Genomic DNA, 22,388 nt, shown 5'->3' with positions numbered 1-22,388 from the left:
ACGAAAGGAGACGGTGGAGCGAAGCTTCGCCGATGCCAAACAGCTACACGGCCATCGCTACGCTCGGATGCGGGGACTGGCTCGGGTGAGAGAGCAGTGTCTGCTTGCCGCAGCCTGCCAAAACCTGAAGAAGATGGCCCTGGCGCGGATGCGCCGGCTATTTTCATCCATTTTTGGGGCCTGGAGCGTTGTTCAACGGCGCTGTGAGGCGTTGATGAGCGCCATGACCGTCATCTACCGATTCCCTGGGTATCTGCACGCAAAGTGGGTGGCTTGAACTGAAATGACGAACCCTGCCTGTAAAAGCAGGGTTCGTCAGCAGTCTGAAAGAGAAGGGGTGCTGCGCGCAGCACCCCTTCTCTTTTTACGTCACCTCTCTAGCGTTGCCCGCTCATTGCGGGCAACTGGCGGTCATTCAACTGCGTGAGCCGAGAGAGCCGAAGCGCCGTTTGAACTGGGCGGCGCGTCCTTCGCTGCTGATCGCACGCTGCTGGCCGGTATAGAAGGGGTGCGAGGCCGAGGAGACATCGAGCTTGACCAGCGGGTAGGTGTTGCCGTCCTGCCACTCGATGGTGTCATGAGCGTCGATGGTCGAGCCGATCAGGAAATAGGCATCGGCGTTGGTGTCGTGGAATATTACTTTGCGATAGCTGGGATGAATGTTGGCACGCATGGCATTGCTCCCTATCGGAATGGGCCGGTTATCGGGATACGGCGCTGTTTAGATATACTATAACATATTGGTGATGAGCGCCAAGCCGGCCATGCGGACGAGGTGCGCTCTCATCGAATCCGCCCATCGACTTGGAACAGTCTCTCCACTTCGCGCAGCTTTTGCTTGTCGATCACCAGCAAGACGAGATGATCGCCGTCCTGGATGCGCAGCGACCCCTTGCCGAACAGCACCTCTTCGCCGCGTACCACCACACCGATGGTGATGCCCTCGGGAAGTCCGAGCTCCCGGATGGTATGGCCAACCACACGCGAGTGTCTCTCCTTGCCGTGGACCACCAGCTCGATCGCTTCCGCCGCGCCTCGGCGCAGCGAATGGACGCTGGCCAGATCGCCCTGGCGCACATGGGAGAGCAGGCCGCTGATGGTCGCTTGCTCCGGCGAGATGGCGATATCGATCTCACCGCCCTGGACCAGATCGACGTAGGCGGTATTGTTGATCAATGCGAGTACCTTGCGTGCGCCGAGGCGCTTGGCCAGCATCGAGGACATGACGTTGACTTCGTCATCATTGGTCAGCGCGCAATAGATGTCGCACTCGTCGATGTTCTCATCGGTGAGCAGGCGCTTCGAGGTCGCAGAGCCATGCAGCACCACAGTGTCGTCGAGACGCTCGGCGAGGGTCTGGCAGCGCTCCAGGTCGCGCTCGATGATCTTGACCCGGTGGGAGGGCTCGAGCGACTGCGCCAGCCGCTCGCCGATGTGGCCGCCGCCGGCGATGATGACGTGGCGAACGCTGCGATCGCTGCGCCGCATTCTCGCCATCACCGTGCGGATGTCACGGCGCGCGGCGAAGAAGAATATTTCGTCGTCGGCTTCGACCACCGTGTGCCCATCGGGAATGAACGGCCGATTGTGCCGGTAGATCGCGCTGACCCAGCTGTTGATCGCGTCAGGGGCCTCGTGCAGCGCCCGCAGCTTCTGTCCGACCAGCGGGCCATCCTGGTAGGCCTTCATCGCCACCAGTTGGATCATCCCATCGCAGAAGTCGAGCACTTGGAGGGCGCCTGGATATTCGATCAGTCGACGGATCTGGGTGGTCACCACCTGTTCCGGACTGATCAAGACGTCGATCGGGATAGCGCCGGGATTGAACAGCTCGCGGCGCATCAGGTAGGCGCTCGAGCGCACCCGCGCGATCTTGGTGGGAGTCTTGAACAGCGAATAGGCCACCTGGCAGGCGACCATGTTGATCTCGTCATCGTTGGTCACCGCGATCAGCATGTCGGCGCTCTCGCAGCCCGCCTCGGCAAGTACCGCAGGGTGCGAGGCATGGCCATGGAGAATGCTGATTTCGCAGCGGTTGTGCAGCTCGCGCAGGCTTGCCAGGTCGACATCGATCACGGTGATGTCGTTCTCCTCGCGGGCGAGGTGCTCAGCCAAGGTGCCGCCCACCTGCCCCGCGCCGAGGATCAGTATCTTCATCCGTCAGAGTTCATCCTGCGTTGCTCATCGAGCGTGTCATTCCAGCTTGAAACCGACCTTGAGGCTGACCTGCCAGTGCGCGACACGACCGCCTTCGATATGGCCGCGGGTGCTGGTGATCTCGAACCACTGCATGTCGCGTACCGTCTCGCTCGCCTTGATCAAGGCGTTGTTCACCGCATCCTCGACGCTTGTGGTGGCTGAGCCGGTCAGTTCGATCGACTTGTAGACGTTGTCGCTCATGATTCTACACCTCCTGAAGGGATTGATGGCCGACGACGCTCCATCGTCGTTCCCACAGCATAGTCACTCAATTCGCGCTGTCGATTTCGCCAATCTCGACCCGGCCGTTCGCGAGCGCCTGGCGGGTCGCGGTGTCGTTCGCCGAGCTGACCGGGCGAGTGAGCGACCACAGCAGATGGGTCTTGAAGCCCGCATCCACCGCATCCTCGGCGCTCCACAGTACGCAGACATCGCGGGCGAGGCCGCAGAGGTAGACGTCCGTCACGCCGCGCTCGCGCAGCCAGCCGGCGAGGCCCGTGGTCGGGCGGCTGCCGGCGGGGCCGGGGTTGTGGCGAAAAGCGCTGTAGGAGTCGACCTGGGGGTCGGTGCCCTTGCGGATGATCAGGTCGACCGGTGCCCAATCGATCATCGGATGGAGCTGGGCCCCCGGGCTGCCCTGCACACAGTGGTCCGGCCAGAGGGTCTGCTCTTCGCCGTGCAGCGGGATTCGCTCGAAGGGCGCCCTGCCGGGATGCTGGCTCGCGAACGAGACATGCCCGGCCGGGTGCCAATCCTGCGTCGCGACCACGTGGCCGAAGCGCCGGGCGGCGAGCAGGGCGTCGATGGCGGAGACGATCTGATCGCCATCCTCGCAGGCCAGCGCGCCGCCTGGCATGAAATCAGGCTGCACATCGACCACGATCAGCGCGCTGTGGATGAAATCGGGAGAGAAGCGAGTGGTCATGGTGATCGGTCTTCCGTTGGGTTCGTGGTCATCGATCCTGGCGACGGCTTTGCTTGAGCAAATGCGGCGATGATCGGCGAGGTTTTTCCGCAGCCGTTCCTCTAACGACGTTTTTCGGCCATAGGGACTGCTCTGTGGCGAATTCGATATCTCCTATTTACCCGATCTACTTCCAATCTAAGCCTTTCGACTGCAAAAAGTCGGGTGAAGAGTTCAAGCAATGTTCACACGATGTAAGGCTGCGTGAATGATGGTGAATTGTTGACTACAAAAATATTGACAAGGTCTTTTATTTTTGATCTATGGGGTATGTTAGACTCCGGCCCTATAAATGACCCGGTAGCGCAGGCGCGCCTGCACTGCAGGTCGGCTTCCGTGCGGTCTCGTCGGTGCGTTCGAGCGTAGCGATGATTTTTCTGCCTTTGATCATGGGCGAACCCGTCGGCAGGCATAGCGTCTTTCGTACGTTCGCGAGCGAGCGTCGCCACCACGAAATCCAGCATGTCCGGTGAATTACATGTCCAATAGAAGAAGATTGCCCTTCGTCAGCGACATTCATTATCTGCTCGGTTCGACTCTGCGTGATTCTCGCCAGGATCGGATCGGTCGCGTAGTCGGTCTCGATCAGCACCGGGAGCGGCCGATCATCGATGTGCTTTGGAGTGGCGAACGCCGCGTCGAGCGCGTCGAGATCAGCGCCGAGCAGCTCGAGGCACTGATGCGCGTCGCTCGCGAGCGCGCGGCCGGCCAGGGCGTCGAGGTCGTGGATGAGCCGCGTCGTCAGGCTCACTCACCCGACGAATCAGAGAGCAGGCTCGAAAAGCCGCGCCATGAAGCCGTCGACGAGCGGGCACCGCTGCGCCGCCGCGCCTGAGCCTGCCCTCGATCGCGCCGGCGTTCAGCCGGGAAGGGAAAGAATCTGGCGGGCCAGCTGGATCATCTGCGGATCGCCCGTGTTCTTCTCGCGGATATCCGAGAGTTTCACCACCGCGAGCCACTGATCGTCTCCCTCCGGGCGGGTCTCCGTCATCTTGACCACGATGTTCATCGGCTTGACCCCGACGTCGTTGGTGAAATTCGTTCCGATGCCGAAGGACATGCCGATCCTGCCGCTGCAAAAACGCACGATTCGATCGACCTTTTCCGGATCGAGCGCGTCGGAGAATATGATCGTCTTGCTGCGCGGGTCGATGCCGAGCTTCTTGTAGTGTTCGATGGTGGTTTCGGCGAAAGCGATCGCATCGCCGCTGTCGTGACGCAGCCCATCGAAGAGCTTGGCGAGCATCTTGTCGAAGCTTGCGAAGAATACCTCGGTGGTGAAGGTATCGGTCAGCGCGATGCCGAGATCACCACGATAGACCTTGACCCAGTTGTTCAGCGCTACCGAGTTGGCGACCTTGAAGCCATAGTTGGCGGCATGGAACATGAACCATTCGTGGGCATGGGTGCCGAGCGGTTTGACGCCGTGGCGGTGCGCCAGGTGAACGTTGCTGGTACCGGTGAAAGAGCTCTCGCCATAGCGCTTGAGCGTCGCCACCACTTTGTCGTGCAGCGCATAGCTGTAGCGCCGGCGAGTGCCGAACTCGGCGACCTTGAGTCCGAGTCGGCGGTAGTGCTCGATTTTCGCCCTGGTCTTCTCTAGCGCCTGCTCGTCGCTCTCCCTCGGTTCGCCCCGCATCTCGAACCATAGCTCGCTGATCAAAGCCATCAGCGGCATTTCCCACAGGATGGTGCGGTACCAGAGCCCTTCGACCGTGACCTCGAGATCCTCTCCACGCTGGCGGATGACCACTTCGTCGGGATCGAAGCGAAAACCCTGGAGGAAGTCGTGATAGGTCGGATCGAGATAGGGGCAGGTACGTTCGAGGAAGTCGCGTTCGTCCTGGCTCAGCTCGAGTTCGGCCATTCTGTCCACCGCGGCGCGCAGGCGCGTCGAGAAGCCTTCGGGAAAGGCATGCTTGCCGCGATTGATGAATCCATAGCGCGCCCAGGCCCGGGGAAAGAGCTTGATCACCGCATTCTGCATGGTGAACTTGTAGAAGTCGTTGTCGAGGATCGAAACTAGCATGGGGCGGCTTGAGACCTCTGGGGCTAGGGCTGGCTGGCGCGACCTGAGCAACTTGCAGGCGGGTCCGGGGTGCCGGGATCGGGCGTCGATGATTCGGCCTAGAATAGCGCACCATATCAAGCGGCTCCACGCCGTGCCGGTAACATTTTCCTCTCCAGGAGTAGCCGATGGGTAGAGGTGGCCAGGGGGCACTGGAAAGCTCGCGCGAACTCGAGGTGCGTTCGCTCTCGCTCGGCTCGCTGCCCGCCGAACAATGGGATGCGCTGGTGAGCGATGGTTATCCGTTCGCTCGTCATGCCTTCCTGCATGCGCTCGAGGAGAGCGGGGCGGTGGGGGGCGAGAGTGGTTGGTCGCCTCGGCATCTCGGTGTCTGGCGCGGCGAGCGGCTGGTAGGAGCGCTGCCGTGTTTCGAGAAGCACCACTCGTTCGGTGAGTACGTCTTCGACTGGCAGTGGGCGGATGCCTGGGAGCGTGCCGGTGGAGCGTACTATCCCAAGCTGGTCAGCGCGGTTCCGTTCACACCGGCGGCCGGGCCCAGGCTTTTGCACGCTGTGGGCGAGTCCCACATGGCGCTGGTCGAAGCGCTGCTTCCCTGGCTCGAAAGCCCGCGTGTTTCCGGCTGGCACCTGCTGTTTCCCAGCCAGGCTGAAAGCCAGCGCTGGCGGGCGGCATGGCCCGCTCTGGCGCTGCGCTACGGGGTCCAGTACCACTGGCACGATCGCGGCTATCATGACTTCGAGGGTTTTCTCGCCACCTTTACCGCCAAACGACGCAAGGAAGTCCGGCGCGAGCGACGCAAGGTCGCCGAGCAAGGACTGACGCTGCACCGGCTGTGTGGCGCCGAGATCGATGAAGCGGCGCTCAGGCATTTCTATCGCTGCTACCAGATCACCTATCTCGAGCATGGGCAGCGTGGCTACCTGCCGCTGGCGTTCTTCGTCCTCCTACTCCAGCGTATGCCCGAGGCGCTGGTGCTGGTCCAGGCCCGCCATCATGGTATGCCAGTCGCCTGCTCGTTGTTCTTCCAGGGTGGCGACACGCTCTATGGGCGCTACTGGGGGAGCGAAGTGCACGCCGACTGCCTGCATTTCGAGGCTTGTTACTACCAGGGCATCGATTATTGTCTGACCCAGGGGCTTGAGCACTTCGATCCGGGTACCCAGGGCGAGCACAAGATTCCGCGCGGGTTCGAGCCGCTGCTCACCCACTCGCTGCATTGGCTCGCCGCGCCTTCGCTGCGACATGCGGTGGAGACCTTCCTGGCGGATGAGCGCGCGTTGACGATCGCCCGCCGGGACGCCGCCGGGGAGCTGCTTCCATTTCGCCGAGACCAGGCTTAGCGCCCTGCACGACAGGGCATGGCGGCGGTTAGAATCCGTCGCCGTGATCATCACCAATGGAGATACCGATGCGCCTTCCGCTGCCCAAGCCGCTACGCCTCGTGCTGCCCTTGTTGCCGTTCGCCATGCTGGGCGTTCAGCCGGCCGCCGCCGCGGATGTGCTCGAGCTCGCTCGCCAGGATGGCCGCTTCACCCGCTTCATCGAGATGGCCGAGGCTTCCGGGCTGTCCGATAGGCTCGAGGGACGGGGGCCGTTCACCGTCTTCATCCCTGTCGACGAAGGGTTCGCCGAGCTGGAGCCCGCCCAGGCGCAGCGGCTGGATTCCGCCTCGCACGCAACGCTCGAACGCTGGGTCGCCTATCATGCGGTCCCCGCTTTGATCGTCCGCGATGAAGTCGTGCATACCCCTGTGGTGCCGGCGCTGACTCAGCAGCTGCGCCTGGTCGACGATGGCGAGCGTTTCAGCGTCAACGGGCGGGAGGTGATCGAAGCCGACCTGCGCGCCGATAACGGTGTCATCCATGTGATCGATGCTCCGCTGGTACCGCACTTCCCCTACTGAGCAGCTTTTCCCGAGGCTTGCCGAGGAGCCCGCCCGCATGACGCGAGCGGGCTTTTCTCAGTCTTAAGTTAACCTCGGTTTATTTTTTTGTGATATTGATTCTATTTTCATCATCGTTTCATTATATGCGTCGTGGTGAAAGCGGGGCGGGCTCGCGCAAGCCTCCCGGATCGATCACCGAAGTCATGAGAGTTTCGGATTTTCGTAGCCAGGTCTTAGGAGGAATTAGAAAGATGATCGACCGTTTGAGGCGTGCAGTGATGGTCGCAGCACTGGCGGCAGCCGCCGTGGCGACCGTCGCGCCAGCCGCCGCCGAGGAGAAGTTCAAGGCGGTGACCACCTTCACGGTCATTGCCGACATTGCGCAAAATGTCGCCGGCGATGCGGCCATCGTGGAGTCGATCACCAAGCCGGATGCTGAGATCCACAATTACCAGCCTACTCCAGGCGATATCATGCGGGCGCAGGGAGCGCAGTTGATCCTCTGGAACGGCCTCAACCTGGAACTATGGTTCGAGCGTTTCTTCCAGAATTTGAGCGATGTGCCGAGCGTGGTGGTCTCCGAAGGGATCGAACCGATGGGCATCGTCGAGGGGCCCTATACGGGTAAGCCGAATCCGCATGCGTGGATGTCTCCGGCGGCGGCGTCGATCTACGTCGACAACATCCGCGACGCTTTCATGGAGCATGATCCCGAGAATGCCGAGATCTATGCAGCCAATGCGCAAGCCTACAAAGCGCAGATCAATGCGGCGATAGAGCCGATCAAAGCGCAGCTTGCCAGCATCCCGGAAGAAAAACGCTGGCTGGTGACGAGCGAGGGCGCCTTTTCCTATCTGGCACGCGACTTCGGGCTGAAGGAGCTCTACCTTTGGCCGATCAACGCCGACCAGCAGGGCACCCCGCAGCAGGTGCGCAAAGTGATCGACGCTGTCCGCGAGCATGATATCGGGGTCGTCTTCTCGGAGAGCACCATTTCTCCCGCGCCGGCGCAGCAGGTCGCTCGTGAGACCGGTGCCAGGTATGGCGGCGTGCTCTATGTCGATTCGCTGACCGGGCCGGATGGCGAAGTACCTACTTACATCGACCTGCTCCGCGTCACTTCGGAAACGATCGCTACGGGACTCAGCCAGTGACAGCCTCTCCCACTACGTCTGTTCTTCCCGCCTCTGCCGAGGCGGGATCAGGCATTGAAGTCAACGGTGCCACTGTCACCTACCGCAATGGCCACACCGCGCTTCGCGACGCGAGCTTTCGGATCCCGACCGGTACCATCGCGGCGCTCGTCGGGGTCAACGGCTCCGGCAAGTCGACCCTGTTCAAGTCGATCATGGGGTTTCTGCGCCTCGCCAGGGGGGAGATCCGAGTGCTGGGCATGCCGGTCGAGCAGGCCCTGCGCCAGAACCTGGTGGCCTATGTGCCGCAGGCGGAAGAGGTCGACTGGAACTTTCCGGTACTGGTCGAAGACGTCGTCATGATGGGGCGCTACGGGCACATGGGCATGCTGCGCATACCCAAGGCGGCCGACCGTGAGGCCGTTTCCAAGGCGCTCGCCCGCGTCGACATGAGTGATTTCCGCAAGCGCCAGATCGGTGAGCTTTCGGGCGGACAGAGGAAGCGGGTTTTCCTCGCCCGCGCGCTCGCCCAGGACGGCCGGGTCATCCTGCTGGACGAGCCCTTCACCGGCGTCGACGTCAAGACGGAGGACCAGATCGTCAAGCTCTTGGGGGAGCTGCGCGATGAAGGCCGGGTCATGCTCGTCTCCACGCACAATCTCGGCAGCGTGCCGGAGTTCTGCGACCGCACCATCCTGATCAAGGGCACCATTCTCGCCTATGGCCCGACGGTCGAGACCTTCACCCAGGAGAATCTCGAGGAGACCTTCGGCGGCGTGCTCCGTCATTTCGTCCTGCAACAGACGCCCGGCGACGGCGCGCAACCGATCGGCGTCTTCACCGACGATGAACGCCCGCTGGTGTTCCAGGGCGGCAAGGCGACGGCGCGTTCGCCAGCGCGGGACGAGGGGAGGTCGCAATGATGACGGGCCTGCTCGAGCCGTTCACTTACAACTACATGCTCAATGCGATGTGGGTCTCGGCCCTGGTCGGCGGTGTCTGTGCGTTCCTGTCCTGCTACCTGATGCTCAAAGGCTGGTCGCTGATCGGCGACGCGCTTTCGCACTCGATCGTGCCAGGCGTCGCCGGCGCCTACATGCTCGGGCTGCCGTTCTCGATCGGCGCGTTCTTCTCCGGTGGGCTGGCGGCTGCGACCATGCTCTTCCTCAACCAGCGCACCAAGCTGAAGGAAGACGCCATCATCGGCCTGATCTTCTCGGCGTTCTTCGGGCTCGGGCTGTTCATGGTCTCTCTCTCGCCCACGTCGGTGAACATCCAGACCATCGTGCTCGGCAACATCCTCGCGATCACGCGGGGGGACACCTTGCAGCTTGCGATCATCGGCTTCGTCTCGCTCGCCATCCTGCTGGCCAAATGGAAGGACCTGATGGTGGCCTTCTTCGATGAGAGCCATGCGCGCTCGGTCGGGCTCAACCCCACCGCGCTCAAGATCATGTTCTTCACCCTGCTGTCGGCCTCTACCGTTGCCGCGCTTCAGACGGTGGGTGCGTTTCTCGTCATCTGCATGGTCGTAACGCCCGGCGCGACCGCCTACCTGCTGACGGATCGGTTCCCGCGGCTGCTCGTCATTGCTGTCGCGATCGGTACGCTTACCAGCTTCACCGGCGCCTATGCGAGCTACTTCCTCGACGGGGCCACCGGCGGGATCATCGTCGTGCTCCAGACCGCGATCTTCCTGATCGCTTTCCTGTTCGCTCCCAAGCATGGAATGCTGGCGGCCCGCAGGCGTGCGTCGCAGGCGCTGGAGGCAGGTCGATGAGCCTTATCGACACGTTACTCATGCCGTTTCAGTTCAGCTTCATGGTCAATGCGCTGATCATCTCCGTGCTGGTCGCGATCCCCATGGCGCTGCTTTCCTGCTTCCTCGTCCTAAAGGGCTGGTCGCTGATGGGCGATGCGATCTCGCACGCGGTCTTTCCTGGTGTGGTCATCGCCTACATCGTCGGCTTCCCTTATGCGATCGGCGCCTTCATCGCCGGCATGTTCTGCGCCGTCGCGACCGGCTTCCTGAAGGACAACAGCCGCATCAAGCAGGACACCGTGATGGGCGTGGTGTTCTCCGGCATGTTCGGCCTGGGCCTGGTTCTTTACGTCAAGATCCAGTCCGACGTGCATCTGGACCATATCCTGTTCGGCGACATGCTCGGCATCTCCTGGGGCGATATCGCCCAGTCTGCGATCATTGCCGCGATCACCGCCTGCGTCATCGGTGTCAAGTGGAAGGATTTCCTGCTCCACGCCTTCGATCCCACCCAGGCGCGGGCGGTCGGCCTTCGGGTCCACCTGCTCCACTATGGTTTGCTTTGCCTGATCTCGCTGACCATCGTCGGTGCGCTGCAGGCGGTCGGCATCATCATCGCCATCGCCATGCTGATCGCGCCCGGAGCCGTCGCCTTCCTGCTCACTCGGCGGTTCAGCACCATGCTGATCCTCTCCGTAGCGATCGCGGTGGTCTGTTCCTTCGCAGGGGTCTATCTTTCGTTCTTCATCGACAGCGCACCGGCACCGACGATCGTGCTGCTGCTCTCGATCTTCTTCGTCGTGGCGTTCATACACGCCTCGCGCAAGGCCGCGCGGGTCGAGGGGCGCGTAGCGTCCTGAATCGCCTCGCTCGGGCGGTAGCCGGCTTTGGGCCAAGATGGTGCCAATGCAGTGCCGTTCGAGCTTGGCTGCTTCGCGAAGAGGCACCCAAGACTAAAGAATGATCTTCCACCCCTCGAGTGCGCTGCGGCATGCCTGTGACAGGCATGCCGCAGCCTGCTTCGCATTGCCTGCCTGGTCGTTTCGAGCGAATTAATTGATTCAGTTCAAGGAACGGTAGGTAGCGAAGCGTTACAGTTGGTTTTCATCCTTTGACTGCCATTGCCTTTAGCGACTATATGAAGAAGGGGCGAATCGATCATCGAGCGAAAAGCGGTGGTCGAGGGTGGGCGAACTTCCTTCATGCATGGTCATCAGAATCAGCATCTCTGCGGGCAACGTTCAGCGGTTGCCCGATCACTATCTAATACCAAGGTATTGGGTGGTCGTCGAAGATCGATTCACGGTACGGGTTTTGCTGTTCATTGAGTGAGGTGCCCGGTGGGACGCTGAGTTTCGCTTCGCGTTCATCCTCCGGTCCGCCTCGATCGGTCACCGGCGCGGACACGGGGGGAAATCATGGGCAGCAGCGCGATCACCAATGACTTTCGGGCCCTGGTGGGTGCAGTGCGCGATGGTTCGCACCCCGCCAGGTACGATGAGGAAGATGCGCCGCAACGGCGCAAGGTGCTTTTCGTCACACCGGAATCCGCTGATTTCATCAAGGTCGGTGGCCTTGGCGATGTCTCCGCGGCGCTGCCGCGGGCGATGTCGTCCGATTTCGACGTGCGGGTGATGATCCCGGGCTATCCCCAGGTGGTCGGCGCGGGGTACCCATTGATCGAGGTCGGCCGCCTGCCTGCTTTGGCGGGAATTCCCGAGTGCGAGCTGGCGCGGATCGACCTGCCCGATGGGCTCATCGTCTACGTGCTGGTCTGTCCCGAGCTGTTCGAGCGCGAGGGGTCGCCCTATCTCGCGCCGGACGGGCGCGACTGGGACGACAACCACATCCGTTTCGGTCGGCTTTCGCTTGCCGCCGCCCAGCTCGCCTCGGGCGTGGGTGATCCCACCTGGCAGGCCGATCTGCTCCACCTCAACGATTGGCCTACCGCGCTCGCTGCCGGCTATCTCCACTGGTGGCGGCAGCCGGCGCCCTGTGTGTTCACCATCCACAACCTCGCCTACCAAGGGCTCTTCCCGCTGGATTACCACCAAAGCCTGGGCATTCCGCCCGAGGCGTTGGGCACCGATCAGCTCGAATTCTACGGCAATCTCTCTTTCATGAAGGCTGGCCTGGTCCACGCAGAGCAGCTGACCACGGTGAGCGCCACCTATGCGCGCGAGATCACCACCGAGGAGTTCGGCTGTGGGCTCGAGCGCTTGCTGCGCGAACGCGCCGAGCAGGGGCGGCTGTGCGGTATCGCCAATGGCATCGACGATACCTGGGACCCGCAAAGCGACGCCCACTTGCTGCGCGGCTTCGGTACCAGCGACTGGATCGGCAAACGGATCAACTGCGAGCACCTGCGCCAGATGTTCGGCTTGGCGATCTGCCACGGGCCGCTGTTCGCGGTGGTTTCCCGGCTGGTCCATCAGAAGGGGGTCGACCTGACCATCGCCGCCGCCGAGTCGATCGTGCGCAAAGGCGGGCAGCTGGTGGTGATCGGCCGAGGGGAACCCTCGATCGAAAGCGCGCTTCGCAATCTCGCGGCGCGCTTCCCAGGGGCGATCGGGGTGCGCGTCGGTTTCAGCGAACGCGAGGCGCGGTGCATCTTCGCCGGGAGCGATTTCCTGCTGATGCCTTCGCGCTTCGAACCCTGTGGCCTGTCGCAGATGTACGCCCAGCGCTTCGGCTCGCTGCCGATCGCCCATCGCACCGGCGGGCTGGTCGATACCATCGAGGACGGAGTGACCGGGTTCCTGTTCGATCGTATGACCGTCGAGAGTTTCAAGGCCGCGATCAACCGCGCCTTCTCGGTCTATCGCACCACTGACCTGTTCTATGCCATGCGCCGAGCGGCGATGGGTATCCACTATCACTGGAGCGTATCGAGCGTGCCCTACGCTCATCTTTATCGAGGTTTGATCGATCAGGCGTTTCCTCCGGTCGTTCGGGAAGACGAATCGAAGACGCTCGTGAACTCCAATTGACGCACGCCTAGCGCTCGGTGGGGATGGAATATCTGGGCTGGGCCAAGGAGACAGCGGCGATCATGGATGAAGTCATGACCATCGATGCAAGAATGGGACTGGATGCCGATCAGCGACGAGCGCTGGTCGAAGGTCGCCACGGCGGGGCCTTCGAGTTGCTGGGGCGTTTTCCCATGCGTGATGGTGCCTGGGTGCGGGCGCTGCTTCCCGGAGCGCAGCGGGTCGAGGTGGTCGATCAAGCGGGAGAGTGCGTCGGTGAGCTGACCGATCCGCTGGGTGACGGGCTGTTCTGCGGTCGAGTCGAGTCCCAGGTACTCGACCAGCAGCCTGATCGGCACTATCGCCTCAGGGTGTCATGGCCGGGAGATATCGTTCACGAAAGCGAAGACCCCTATGATTTCGGCCCGCTGCTCGGCGAACTGGACCTTTATCTGATCAATGAAGGGCGCCACCATCGGCTCGCCGATGCGCTCGGTGCCAAGCCGATCCACTTCGATGGCGTACAGGGGACGCGCTTTGCCGTATGGGCGCCGAATGCCAAGCGCGTAGCGGTGATCGGCGATTTCAACTCATGGGATCGGCGACGTCATACCATGCGTCTGCGCGGCAACTCCGGCGTCTGGGAGCTGTTCGTGCCGCGCCTAGGGGCGGGGGAGCGCTACAAGTACGCGATCATCGGCGCGGATGGCGAAGCCCTGTTCGATAAGGCCGACCCCGTCGCCCGCCAGACCGAATGTCCGCCGGCCACCGCTTCCGTGGTCGCCGATCCACGCCCCCTGGTCTGGCACGATCAGGACTGGATGCAGCGACGGCGTAGTTTTCGCCCCCACGCTTCACCGATATCGATCTACGAGCTGCACGTCGGCTCCTGGCGTCGCGATGCCGATGGCCAGAGCTATGGCTGGGATCGGCTGGCCCGCGAGCTGATTCCCTACGTTGCCGATCTTGGCTTCACCCATATCGAGCTGCTGCCCGTCGGTGAGCATCCCTTCGCCGGCTCCTGGGGTTACCAACCGCTCGGGCTGTTCGCGCCCACTGCGCGCTTCGGGCCTCCTGAGGCCTTCGCTGCCTTCGTCGACGCTTGCCACCGCGCGGGGATGGGCGTGATCGTCGACTGGGTGCCTGCCCACTTCCCCTCCGATGCCCACGGCCTTGCGCGTTTCGACGGCACCGCGCTCTACGAGCATGCCGACCCGCGCGAGGGTTTCCACCGCGATTGGAACACCTTGATCTACAACTTCGGGCGCAACGAGGTGGCGGGTTTTCTGATCAGCAGCGCACTCGAGTGGATCGAGCATTTCCATATCGACGGGCTGCGGGTCGATGCGGTCGCCTCGATGCTGTATCGCGACTACAGCCGGCTCGAGGGCGAATGGCTGCCCAACGTCTATGGCGGTCGCGAGAATCTCGAGGCGGTCAACTTCCTGCGCCATCTCAATCAAGTGATCGGCGAGGAGTACCCCGGGGTGATGATGATCGCCGAGGAGTCCACCGCCTGGCCCGGCGTCAGCGCACCGGTGGCCACCGGCGGACTGGGGTTCACCTTCAAATGGAACATGGGCTGGATGCACGATAGCCTCACCTACATGTCTCATGACCCGATCCATCGGCGTTATCACCACAATGAGCTGACCTTTTCGTCGGTCTACGCTTTTTCCGAGCATTACGTACTGCCGCTCTCCCACGATGAAGTAGTGCACGGCAAGGGTTCCTTGCTCGCCAAGATGTCGGGCCTGGATGACTGGCAGCGTCGTGCCACGCTGCGCGCGTACTACGCTTTCATGTGGGCGCACCCCGGCAAGAAGCTCATGTTCATGGGCGGCGAGCTGGGGCAATGGCGCGAGTGGGATCACGATCGTGAGCTCGATTGGTATCTGCTCGACGACCCCGCCCATGACGGTATCCAGCGCGCGCTCGCGGATCTCAATCGGCTCTATCTGGAAGAGCCCGCGCTGCACCTGCGCGATAGCGATCCGCGCGGCTTCGCTTGGGTGGTGGGCGATGACAGCGAGAACAGCGTGTTCGCGTTCCTGCGCTTCGCCGATGCCGGCAGCGCACCGGTGCTGGTGGTGAGCAACTTCACGCCGATAGTGCGCCGGGGCTATCGCCTCGGAGTGCCCTCCAGCGGCCGCTGGGTCGAGCGCTTCAACAGCGACAGCCGCTTCTATGGCGGTTCGAATGCCGGCAACGACAGCGGTGTCTATGCCGATGACACGCCCAGTCACGGATTCCCCGCCTCGCTCGAACTGACTTTGCCGCCGCTCGCCACGCTCTACCTGCGCCAGGGTGATTGGGTGGTCTGAAGGCTCGGAGAGGGCGGTGGCGGAAGTGAAAGTCGGTCCACGTATCCGAGGAGGTGTGCGATGTCGACAGAGCATGGAGGACACCATCGCTCCCGCGCGTTCGGAGTCACGGACGAGCACGGTGGACTGCGGCGTTTCGCGCTATGGGCGCCCGATGCCGAACGCGTATCTTTGGTGCTCGGCGCGGACTCCCCGTCGCCGCGCTTGATCGCCCTCGAGGATCGAGGCGAAGGCCACTTCGAGGTGCGCTGCGCCGCGGCGCACGGCACGCCCTATCGCTTTCGCATCGACGATGATTTCGACGTGCCCGATCCCGCCGCGCGCGCATGCCTCGACGGGCCGGACAGCCCGGGATTGATCGTCGACACCGACTACCCCTGGCGCCATGGCGACTGGCGCGGTCGTGCCTGGCGCGAGCTGGTGGTCTACGAGCTCCACGTCGGTGCGTTCGGTGGCTTCAACGGCGTACGCGAGCGCCTCGAGGCGCTGGCCGAGCTTGGCATCACCGCGATCGAGCTGATGCCGATCAGCGAGTGCCCGGGGCGGCGGAACTGGGGCTACGATGGGGTACTGCCCTATGCGGTGGAGTCCTCTTACGGCACGCCCGCCGAGCTCAAGGCGCTGATCGATGCCGCCCACGGACTCGGCATCTCGGTGCTGCTCGATGTGGTCTACAACCACTTCGGGCCGGACGGCAATTACCTGCCACGTTACGCCAGCGCATTCTTCCGCGACGATGCCACTACCCCTTGGGGGGCGATGATCGACTTCCGTCGCCGCGAGGTGCGCGATTTCTTCATCGACAACGCGGTGCAGTGGATCGAGGAGTATCGCTTCGACGGCCTGCGCTTCGACGCCGTCCATGCGATCGACGATCGCGGTTTCCTGCTCGAGCTCAGCCGCCGGGCGCGCCAGGCCGCGGCCGGGCGGCACCTCCACCTGGTGCTCGAGAACGAATTCAACCAGGCCAGCCTGCTCGATCGCGCCGAGCCCGGTCATTTCACCGCCCAATGGGCCGACGACTGGCACAATGCCATCCACGTACTGCTCACCGGTGAGCACGAAGGCTATTACGCCGACTTCGCCGAGCGGCCCACCGAGCGTTTCGCCCGCGCGCTTGCCGAGGGCTTCGTCTATCAAGGCGAAGCCACGCGCCATGGCGAGCCGCGTGGCGAATCGAGCGCTGGGCTGCCACCGTGCGCGTTCCAGATATTCCTCCAGAATCACGACCAGATCGGCAATCGTCCCCTCGGTGAACGGCTTACCCTGCTGTGCCCGGAAGAGCAGCTGCACGCTGCCACGGTGATGCTGCTGCTCTCGCCGCTGATGCCGCTGATCTTCATGGGAGACGAATGGGGATCCGAGCAGCCTTTCTTGTTCTTCACCGATCACCATGACCAGCTCGCCGATGCGGTGGGCGAGGGAAGGCGCGGTGAGTTCGCCGAATTCTCGGGCTTCACCGAAGCGTCCGCCAGGGCGAGGATTCCCGACCCCAATGCCGAGGCCACCTTCCAGGCATCGATCCCCGACTGGGAAGGACGCGAAAGCGTGCGCGGCCAGCGCTGGCTCGAACGCTATCGCACCCTGCTGCGGCTGCGCGCCGAACGGCTGGTGCCGCGTTTCGAGGGCTGCTTCTGCCTGGGGGCCGAGGTGCTGGCGGAGGCGGCGGTGATCGGCCGCTGGACCCTCAACGATGGTCAGGTGCTGGCGATCGCCTGCAATCTCGGCGAGCGGGTGATCGATTTGCCGCTGGTCGATACCCGTCATGCCGCACTGCTCTATGAGAGCGCCGATGGCGGCTGGACCGGCCTTTCCAGCAGTACCCTGGGCCCCCACGCGGCGCTGGCCTGGCTCGAATACGGTACGCCTTCCGATGAGGCGGTCGCCGAAGAGGAAGAGCCGCTGGTCGAGGTGGTCGAGGCGGTTGGCGGGGTGCGGCAATGAGCGATGACTACGACGATCAGCTCCAGCGGTTCGGCGCAGCGCTCGGTATCGAGCCCGAGTGGCTGGCGGTGACCGGCGAGACCCACCGGCTGGCGCCGCAGGCACTGCGGCGGTTGATCGAAGCACTCGGCCAGCCAGTCGATGACCGAGCGCTGATCGAGGCGGCGATCGCCGAACTCGAGGCACGCCGCGCGCCGACCGATCCGGAGCAGCTGCCACCGCTGCTGGTGGCTGAGCTCGGCTCGCCCTTCGCGCTGCCCGCATCGCTTGCCCCCAGGCTCGTGGGAGGGCATTTGCGGCTGGTTTTCGAGGAAGACGAGAGTATCTGCCTGGCGCAGCATCTCGAGGCCTCGCTTGCGGTGACGCTGCCCGAGCGGCTGGGTTACTACCGGATCGAGATCGATGGCGCCGACGGCGGCCGGCTCTCTCGCCGCCTCGCCGTGGCGCCGAAGCGCTGTTTCGGGTCCGACGATCGCTCCCCACGCTGGGGCGTCGCCGCGCAGCTCTACTCCCTGCGGCGATCGGGAGATGGGGGAACGGGTGACGGTCTCGCGCTGGTCGGCCTGGTCGAAGCGATGGCGGAGCTGGGCGCGGACGCAGTAGCGATCAGCCCGGTTCACGCGCTGTTCGCCGCGGAGCCCGCGCGGATCAGCCCCTATTCGCCCTCCAGCCGGCAGTGGCGCAATCCGCTCTACATCGCGGTGGATGCGGATGACTCCGCGCCGGATTCGAGCGAGTTGATCGATTGGCCAGCGCTGGCCGCGCGCAAATGGCCGAAGCTGCGTGCCGCCTGGGAGGCGTTCGAGCGTGATGACGAGCCCCAGGCGCGGGCCTCCTTCGCGGCCTACCGACGGGAAGGCGGTGAGGCGCTGGAGGACCACTGCCGTTTCGAAGCGCTCTGCAGCCTGGAAGGCCTGCCCGGGGACTGGCGCCGCTGGCCGCCGGCGCTGCGCGATCCTCGCGCTCCCGAGGTGGCTGCATGGGCGGCAGCGCATGCGAGCGAGATCACCTTCCACGCCTACGCCCAGTGGCGCATGGCGCTGGAGCTCGACCGGGCGCAGCGCCGCGCGCGCGAGGTGGGCATGGCGATCGGTCTGATCAATGACCTCGCGGTCGGCGCCGACCCCGGCGGCAGCCAGGCCTGGAGCCGACGCGACCAGCTGCTCGACGGTGCCACCATCGGTGCGCCGCCCGATGCGTTCTCGCCCAGGGGGCAGGGCTGGGGCGTCGCTGCCTTTTCGCCGTTCGGGCTCGAAGCGCACGGCTATGGCGCCTTCATCGACATGCTGCGCGCCGCGATGCGCGGTGTCGGTGCGATTCGCATCGACCATGTGATGGGACTGGCGCGCCTGTGGCTCTTGCCGGAAGGGGGCTCGCCGATGGACGGCGCCTATCTGCGCTATCCATTCGAGACCCTGATGCGCCTGATCGCGCTCGAATCGCACCGCGCCGGAGTGCGGGTGATCGGCGAGGACCTGGGTACCGTGCCGCCCGGTTTTCGCGAGTGGCTCGACCGGTTCGGCGTGCTTGGTATGCAGGTGGTGTGGTTCGAACGCGACGCGTGGATTCAGCTCGACGATGGCGCCTGGGTCGCCGGCTTCGCTCCGGCCGAGCGATATTCCGCCCGCGCGGCCGCGCTGAGCAGTACCCATGACCTGCCGACCGTGGCCGGCTGGTGGCTTGGCCGCGACATCGATTGGCGCGAGCGGCTCGGGCTGATCGACGACGTCGTGGGCGAGCGCCAGGCACGCGCACGCGACCGTGCCGCGCTGGTGCGCATGCTCGGTCTCGAGCTCGAACTCGAGGATCGCTCGGCCGAAGGCGTGGCGCGGCTGATCGATGCGCTGCTGGTACACCTTGCGCGCACGCCTTCGCCGCTGGTACTGGTCCAGATCGAGGACCTGCTCGGCCTCGAGGAACAGGCCAATCTGCCGGGCACCATCGACCAGCATCCCAACTGGCGACGGCGGCTGCCGGTCGAGGTCGATGCGCTGCGCCACGATCCCCGGCTGCGTGCTCGCGCGACACTGCTGGCCCGCTGCCCGGATGCGACCGGGCCCACCCGGGCCGAGGAGGTGCGATGAGCGATCTGCGTGCCACGCAGCGACTGCAGCTCCATCGCGGGTTCACTCTCGACCACGCCCGTGAGCTGGTCGACTACTTCGAGACGCTGGGCGTCAGCCACCTCTATCTATCCCCGCTGCTCGCCGCCACCCCCGGATCGATGCACGGCTACGATGGCGTCGATCCCCGCCGGGTCGATCCCGAGCTCGGCGGTGAAGCGGCACTGGTGCGGCTCGCCGAGGCAGCACGCAAGCGCGGCCTCGGCATCATCGCCGACATCGTCCCCAATCATCTGGCGGTCGGCGGTCGCGACAACCCATGGTGGCAGGACCTGCTGCGCCATGGCCGCCAGAGCCGCTACGCCGGCTACTTCGATGTCGACTGGGAGATCGACGACCCGCTGCTGCACGGCAAGCTGCTCGCGCCGTTTCTCGGCGCATCCAGGCTCGAGGCGCTGGCCACGGGGGAGCTGGTCCTGGCCTTCGACGCCGGCGAGTTCCGCTTCGACTACTTCGAACACCGTTTCCCGGTCGACCCACTGCACTTCGATGCGATCCTTGCCCATGGCGACGGTGACCCACTGCGGGCGCTGGCCGCGTTCGACGGCACCGACGAGAGCGGACGCGAGCGGCTGGAGGCACTGCTCGACCGTCAGCACTACCGGCTGACCCATTGGCGCAGCGCGGTGGACGAGATCAACTGGCGCCGCTTCTTCGACGTCACCTCCCTCGGTGGCCTGCGGGTCGAGCGCGAGGAGGTGTTCGAGGCGGTACACGCCAAGATCTTCGAGCTGATCGAGCGTGGCTTGATCGATGGGCTGAGGGTCGACCACATCGATGGGCTGCGCGATCCCAAAGGCTACTGCCTGCGGCTGCGCCAGCGGCTCGAGCGCCTGCGTCCCGGCGAGCGCCTGCCGATCTACGTCGAGAAGATCCTCGGCCACGGTGAACGGCTGCACCTCGACTGGGACGTCGATGGGACCACCGGCTACGAGTTCATGAACGAGATATCCGCGTTGCAGCACCTGCCCGAGGGCGAGGGGGTGATGACCACTCTGTGGCGCGCTTTCTCCCATCGCCCGGGCTTCGAGCAGGAGCTCGTCGATGCGCGCCGCTTGATCCTCGACTCCCACCTGGCCAGCGAATTCGAGCGCGCGGCGCGCTCGCTGTTCGATGTGGCCCGCAGCGAGCCCGGGCAGCGCGAGACGCCGCTGGGCAGGATTCGCCGCGCGCTGCGCGAGCTGATCGTCGGTTTCGCGGTCTATCGCACCTATGCGGATATCGACGGCCGCCCGCTCGATGACCAGGTGCACTTCGAGCATGCCCGTGCCTTCGCCGCCGAGCGGCTCGACCCGCCCGAGCGCGCGCTGCTCGAGACGTTCGAGCGCTGGCTCGGTGGCGAGGCGCCGGGCGAGTTCGCCGAGCCCAGGCGCGGTCTGCGCTTCGACGCCATCGCCCGCTTCCAGCAGTTGACCTCGCCGGTGGCGGCCAAGGCGCTGGAAGACACCGCCGGATACCGCTTCGCCGCCGCGCTGGCGCGTAACGATGTCGGCTTCGAGCCTGACGTCTTCTCGCTCGACGTCGATGCCTTCCATGCCGCCCAGCTGCGTCGAGCGCAGCGTTTCCCGCGCTCGATGCTGACCACCGCGACGCATGACCACAAGCGTGGCGAGGATCTCCGCGCCCGGCTCGCCGTGCTCTCCGAGCGGGCCGAGGAGTACGCCGAGTGCGTCTCCCGCTGGGTCGAGCAGAGCGGTTCGATCCGCGATGATCCGAAAGTGCCGAACCGCGGCGACGAGCTGGTGCTGTACCAGATCATCGTCGGCGCCTGGCCTCCCGCGCTCGGCAACGAGGACGAAGCCGGGATGCACGAGTTCGCCGAGAGGATCTGCTCCTGGCATTGCAAGGCGCTGCGAGAGGCCAAGCTGGCGAGCCATTGGCTGTTCCCGGACGAAGCCTACGAGGCGGGATGTCGTCAGTTCATCAACGCGCTGCTGCTCGAGGCGCGTGGCGCCAGCGTGCGAGCCGAGATAGAGGCGCTGGTCGCCGAACTCGCACCTGTCGGTGCGCTCAATTCTCTGGCCCAGACGCTGATCAAGTACGTAGCACCTGGAGTGCCCGATCTTTATCAAGGCACCGAGTTCTGGGACTTCAGCCTGGTCGATCCGGACAACCGGCGCCCCGTCGACTTCGAGCGCCGGCGCCAGGCGTTGAAACGTGTCCAGCCGCTCGATCACTACCTGGACCATTGGTTCGGTGGCGAGCTCAAGCAGCAGTTGATCAACGCAGCCCTTGGGCTGCGCCGCGAATCGCCGCGGCTTTTCATCGAGGGCGAGTACGTGCCTCTGGTCGTGGGGGGCGCGCAGTCCGAACGGCTGCTCGCCTTCGCCAGGATCGACGCCGCGCGCGCTGTCGTGGTGGTCGTGCCGCTGCACGTTCAGGCGTTGATCGGTGAACGTCGAATCGATCGTCCGCTGGTACCCGCGCAGTGCTGGGAGGATAGCTGGGTTCTCTTGCCTCAGGGGTTCGAGGGCTGGTGCGACGCGCTCAGTGGCGCCACCTTCGAGGCCTCGGCGAGACACCAGGAGGAGGGGCGGCTCGCCGTTTCCAGCCTACTGGCGACCTCCCCGGTGGCATTGCTGGTGGGCGATGCTGTAGGGGCGGGGTGATGGCAGGCTCGGTAATCGAGTGTGTCGACAACGGGAGACAGTGACAGGGCGAGGGCCCGAGGGGGAAATGGTGATGGACGAGGAACTCAGGATCAGGCAGCTGGCCTATCGGATCTGGGAAGCGGAGGGGCGTCCGAGTGGTCAGCATGACCTGCATTGGCAGATGGCGTGCAAGCTGGTGGCCGCCGAGCGCGGTGAGTCGGCCCAGCCCGCGCGCAGCGATGCCGCGGCGGGCGAAGAGAGCCCGGATAGCGTAGGGAAGGCTGCGATCGAGCCCGCGCCCGCCGCGATCAAACCCAAGCGGGCGTCGACCAAGGCCGCCACCAAGCCGTCGGCCAAGGCAGCGGACAAAGCGGTGGGCAAAACGGTGGAGACGCCGGCGAAGAAACCGGGCCGCGGACGCGGCAAGGCGCCGACGCCGCCGAAGGAGTGAATGGGGTAGCGCGA

The 22,388-nt window shown here is 64.4% G+C and carries 19 protein-coding genes; 14 read left to right on the top strand and 5 right to left on the bottom strand.

Going from position 1 to position 22,388, the window contains the following annotated elements; translation table 11 throughout:
- On the top strand, positions 1–277 hold a 277-nt coding region (locus Q376_RS25335), incomplete at its 5' end, for a transposase (RefSeq protein ID WP_027349761.1).
- A 138-nt stretch (positions 278–415) separates the two neighbouring features.
- On the opposite strand, the gene Q376_RS0107230 is transcribed toward Q376_RS25335, so the two are convergent.
- The 4 genes from Q376_RS0107230 to pncA all read right to left on the bottom strand — a co-directional run bounded on the left by Q376_RS0107230 (position 416) and on the right by pncA (position 3,124).
- A complete protein-coding gene (locus Q376_RS0107230; RefSeq protein ID WP_027349760.1) occupies positions 416–673 on the bottom strand; it encodes a type B 50S ribosomal protein L31 in 258 nt (85 codons plus the stop codon).
- A 110-nt stretch (positions 674–783) separates the two neighbouring features.
- Complete coding sequence (gene trkA / locus Q376_RS0107225) at positions 784–2,157, bottom strand: Trk system potassium transporter TrkA (protein ID WP_027349759.1); 1,374 nt, start codon at positions 2,155–2,157, stop codon at positions 784–786.
- A gap of 36 nt (positions 2,158–2,193) precedes the next feature.
- Entirely contained in the window at positions 2,194–2,400 is a 207-nt protein-coding gene (locus tag Q376_RS0107220) for a dodecin (protein ID WP_027349758.1), read from the bottom strand.
- Positions 2,401–2,467: 67 nt separating this feature from the next.
- Complete coding sequence (pncA, locus tag Q376_RS0107215) at positions 2,468–3,124, bottom strand: bifunctional nicotinamidase/pyrazinamidase (protein WP_027349757.1); 657 nt, start codon at positions 3,122–3,124, stop codon at positions 2,468–2,470.
- Between the two features lie 517 nt (positions 3,125–3,641).
- Between pncA and Q376_RS0107205 the strand changes: the two genes are divergently transcribed.
- Positions 3,642–3,998 (top strand): hypothetical protein, encoded by a 357-nt coding sequence (locus tag Q376_RS0107205; protein WP_155834191.1) that lies wholly within the window; start codon positions 3,642–3,644, stop codon positions 3,996–3,998.
- Between the two features lie 24 nt (positions 3,999–4,022).
- Here Q376_RS0107205 and pncB read toward each other — a convergent pair whose 3' ends face one another.
- On the bottom strand, positions 4,023–5,192 hold the full coding sequence (gene pncB, locus Q376_RS0107200; RefSeq protein WP_027349755.1) for a nicotinate phosphoribosyltransferase: 1,170 nt from the start codon (positions 5,190–5,192) through the stop codon (positions 4,023–4,025).
- Positions 5,193–5,359: 167 nt separating this feature from the next.
- Here pncB and Q376_RS0107195 point away from each other — a divergent pair, with 167 nt between their 5' ends.
- The 12 genes from Q376_RS0107195 (at position 5,360) to Q376_RS0107140 (ending at position 22,374) form a co-directional block, all read left to right on the top strand.
- Complete coding sequence (locus Q376_RS0107195) at positions 5,360–6,532, top strand: GNAT family N-acetyltransferase (RefSeq protein ID WP_052365034.1); 1,173 nt, start codon at positions 5,360–5,362, stop codon at positions 6,530–6,532.
- 68 nt (positions 6,533–6,600) lie between these two features.
- Positions 6,601–7,095: a fasciclin domain-containing protein gene (locus tag Q376_RS0107190; protein WP_027349753.1), complete on the top strand. Its 495-nt coding sequence runs from the start codon at positions 6,601–6,603 to the stop codon at positions 7,093–7,095.
- Positions 7,096–7,328: 233 nt separating this feature from the next.
- Positions 7,329–8,231 (top strand): metal ABC transporter substrate-binding protein, encoded by a 903-nt coding sequence (locus Q376_RS0107185; RefSeq protein WP_027349752.1) that lies wholly within the window; start codon positions 7,329–7,331, stop codon positions 8,229–8,231.
- Positions 8,228–9,133 (top strand): manganese/iron ABC transporter ATP-binding protein, encoded by a 906-nt coding sequence (locus Q376_RS0107180; RefSeq protein WP_027349751.1) that lies wholly within the window; start codon positions 8,228–8,230, stop codon positions 9,131–9,133. Before Q376_RS0107185 ends, Q376_RS0107180 begins: the two co-directional genes overlap by 4 nt.
- Positions 9,130–9,990: a metal ABC transporter permease gene (locus Q376_RS0107175; RefSeq protein WP_027349750.1), complete on the top strand. Its 861-nt coding sequence runs from the start codon at positions 9,130–9,132 to the stop codon at positions 9,988–9,990. The genes Q376_RS0107180 and Q376_RS0107175 overlap by 4 nt, the downstream gene beginning before the upstream one ends.
- On the top strand, positions 9,987–10,832 hold the full coding sequence (locus Q376_RS0107170) for a metal ABC transporter permease (protein WP_027349749.1): 846 nt from the start codon (positions 9,987–9,989) through the stop codon (positions 10,830–10,832). The genes Q376_RS0107175 and Q376_RS0107170 overlap by 4 nt, the downstream gene beginning before the upstream one ends.
- A gap of 558 nt (positions 10,833–11,390) precedes the next feature.
- Positions 11,391–12,962, top strand: coding sequence for a glycogen synthase GlgA (glgA, locus tag Q376_RS21715; RefSeq protein ID WP_052365033.1), 1,572 nt, complete (start codon positions 11,391–11,393; stop codon positions 12,960–12,962).
- A gap of 62 nt (positions 12,963–13,024) precedes the next feature.
- Entirely contained in the window at positions 13,025–15,265 is a 2,241-nt protein-coding gene (glgB, locus tag Q376_RS0107160) for a 1,4-alpha-glucan branching protein GlgB (protein WP_043446629.1), read from the top strand.
- Between the two features lie 60 nt (positions 15,266–15,325).
- The gene (gene treZ, locus Q376_RS21710; RefSeq protein ID WP_052365032.1) at positions 15,326–17,209 is read left to right on the top strand and encodes a malto-oligosyltrehalose trehalohydrolase; all 1,884 of its coding nucleotides are present in this window, start codon (positions 15,326–15,328) and stop codon (positions 17,207–17,209) included.
- On the top strand, positions 17,206–19,293 hold the full coding sequence (gene malQ, locus Q376_RS21705; protein ID WP_052365031.1) for a 4-alpha-glucanotransferase: 2,088 nt from the start codon (positions 17,206–17,208) through the stop codon (positions 19,291–19,293). Before treZ ends, malQ begins: the two co-directional genes overlap by 4 nt.
- Positions 19,290–21,941, top strand: coding sequence for a malto-oligosyltrehalose synthase (gene treY / locus Q376_RS0107145; protein ID WP_027349747.1), 2,652 nt, complete (start codon positions 19,290–19,292; stop codon positions 21,939–21,941). The genes malQ and treY overlap by 4 nt, the downstream gene beginning before the upstream one ends.
- Before the next feature lie 73 nt (positions 21,942–22,014).
- Positions 22,015–22,374 carry a DUF2934 domain-containing protein gene (locus Q376_RS0107140; protein ID WP_043446655.1) on the top strand — a complete coding sequence of 120 codons (360 nt, stop codon included), beginning with the start codon at positions 22,015–22,017 and terminating at the stop codon, positions 22,372–22,374.
- The last annotated feature ends 14 nt before the right edge of the window (positions 22,375–22,388 follow it).

This window comes from Halotalea alkalilenta DSM 17697, from assembly GCF_000621205.1.
GTDB classification, from domain to species: Bacteria; Pseudomonadota; Gammaproteobacteria; order Pseudomonadales; family Halomonadaceae; genus Halotalea; species Halotalea alkalilenta.
This window is presented reverse-complemented; position numbering and strand designations above follow the sequence as displayed.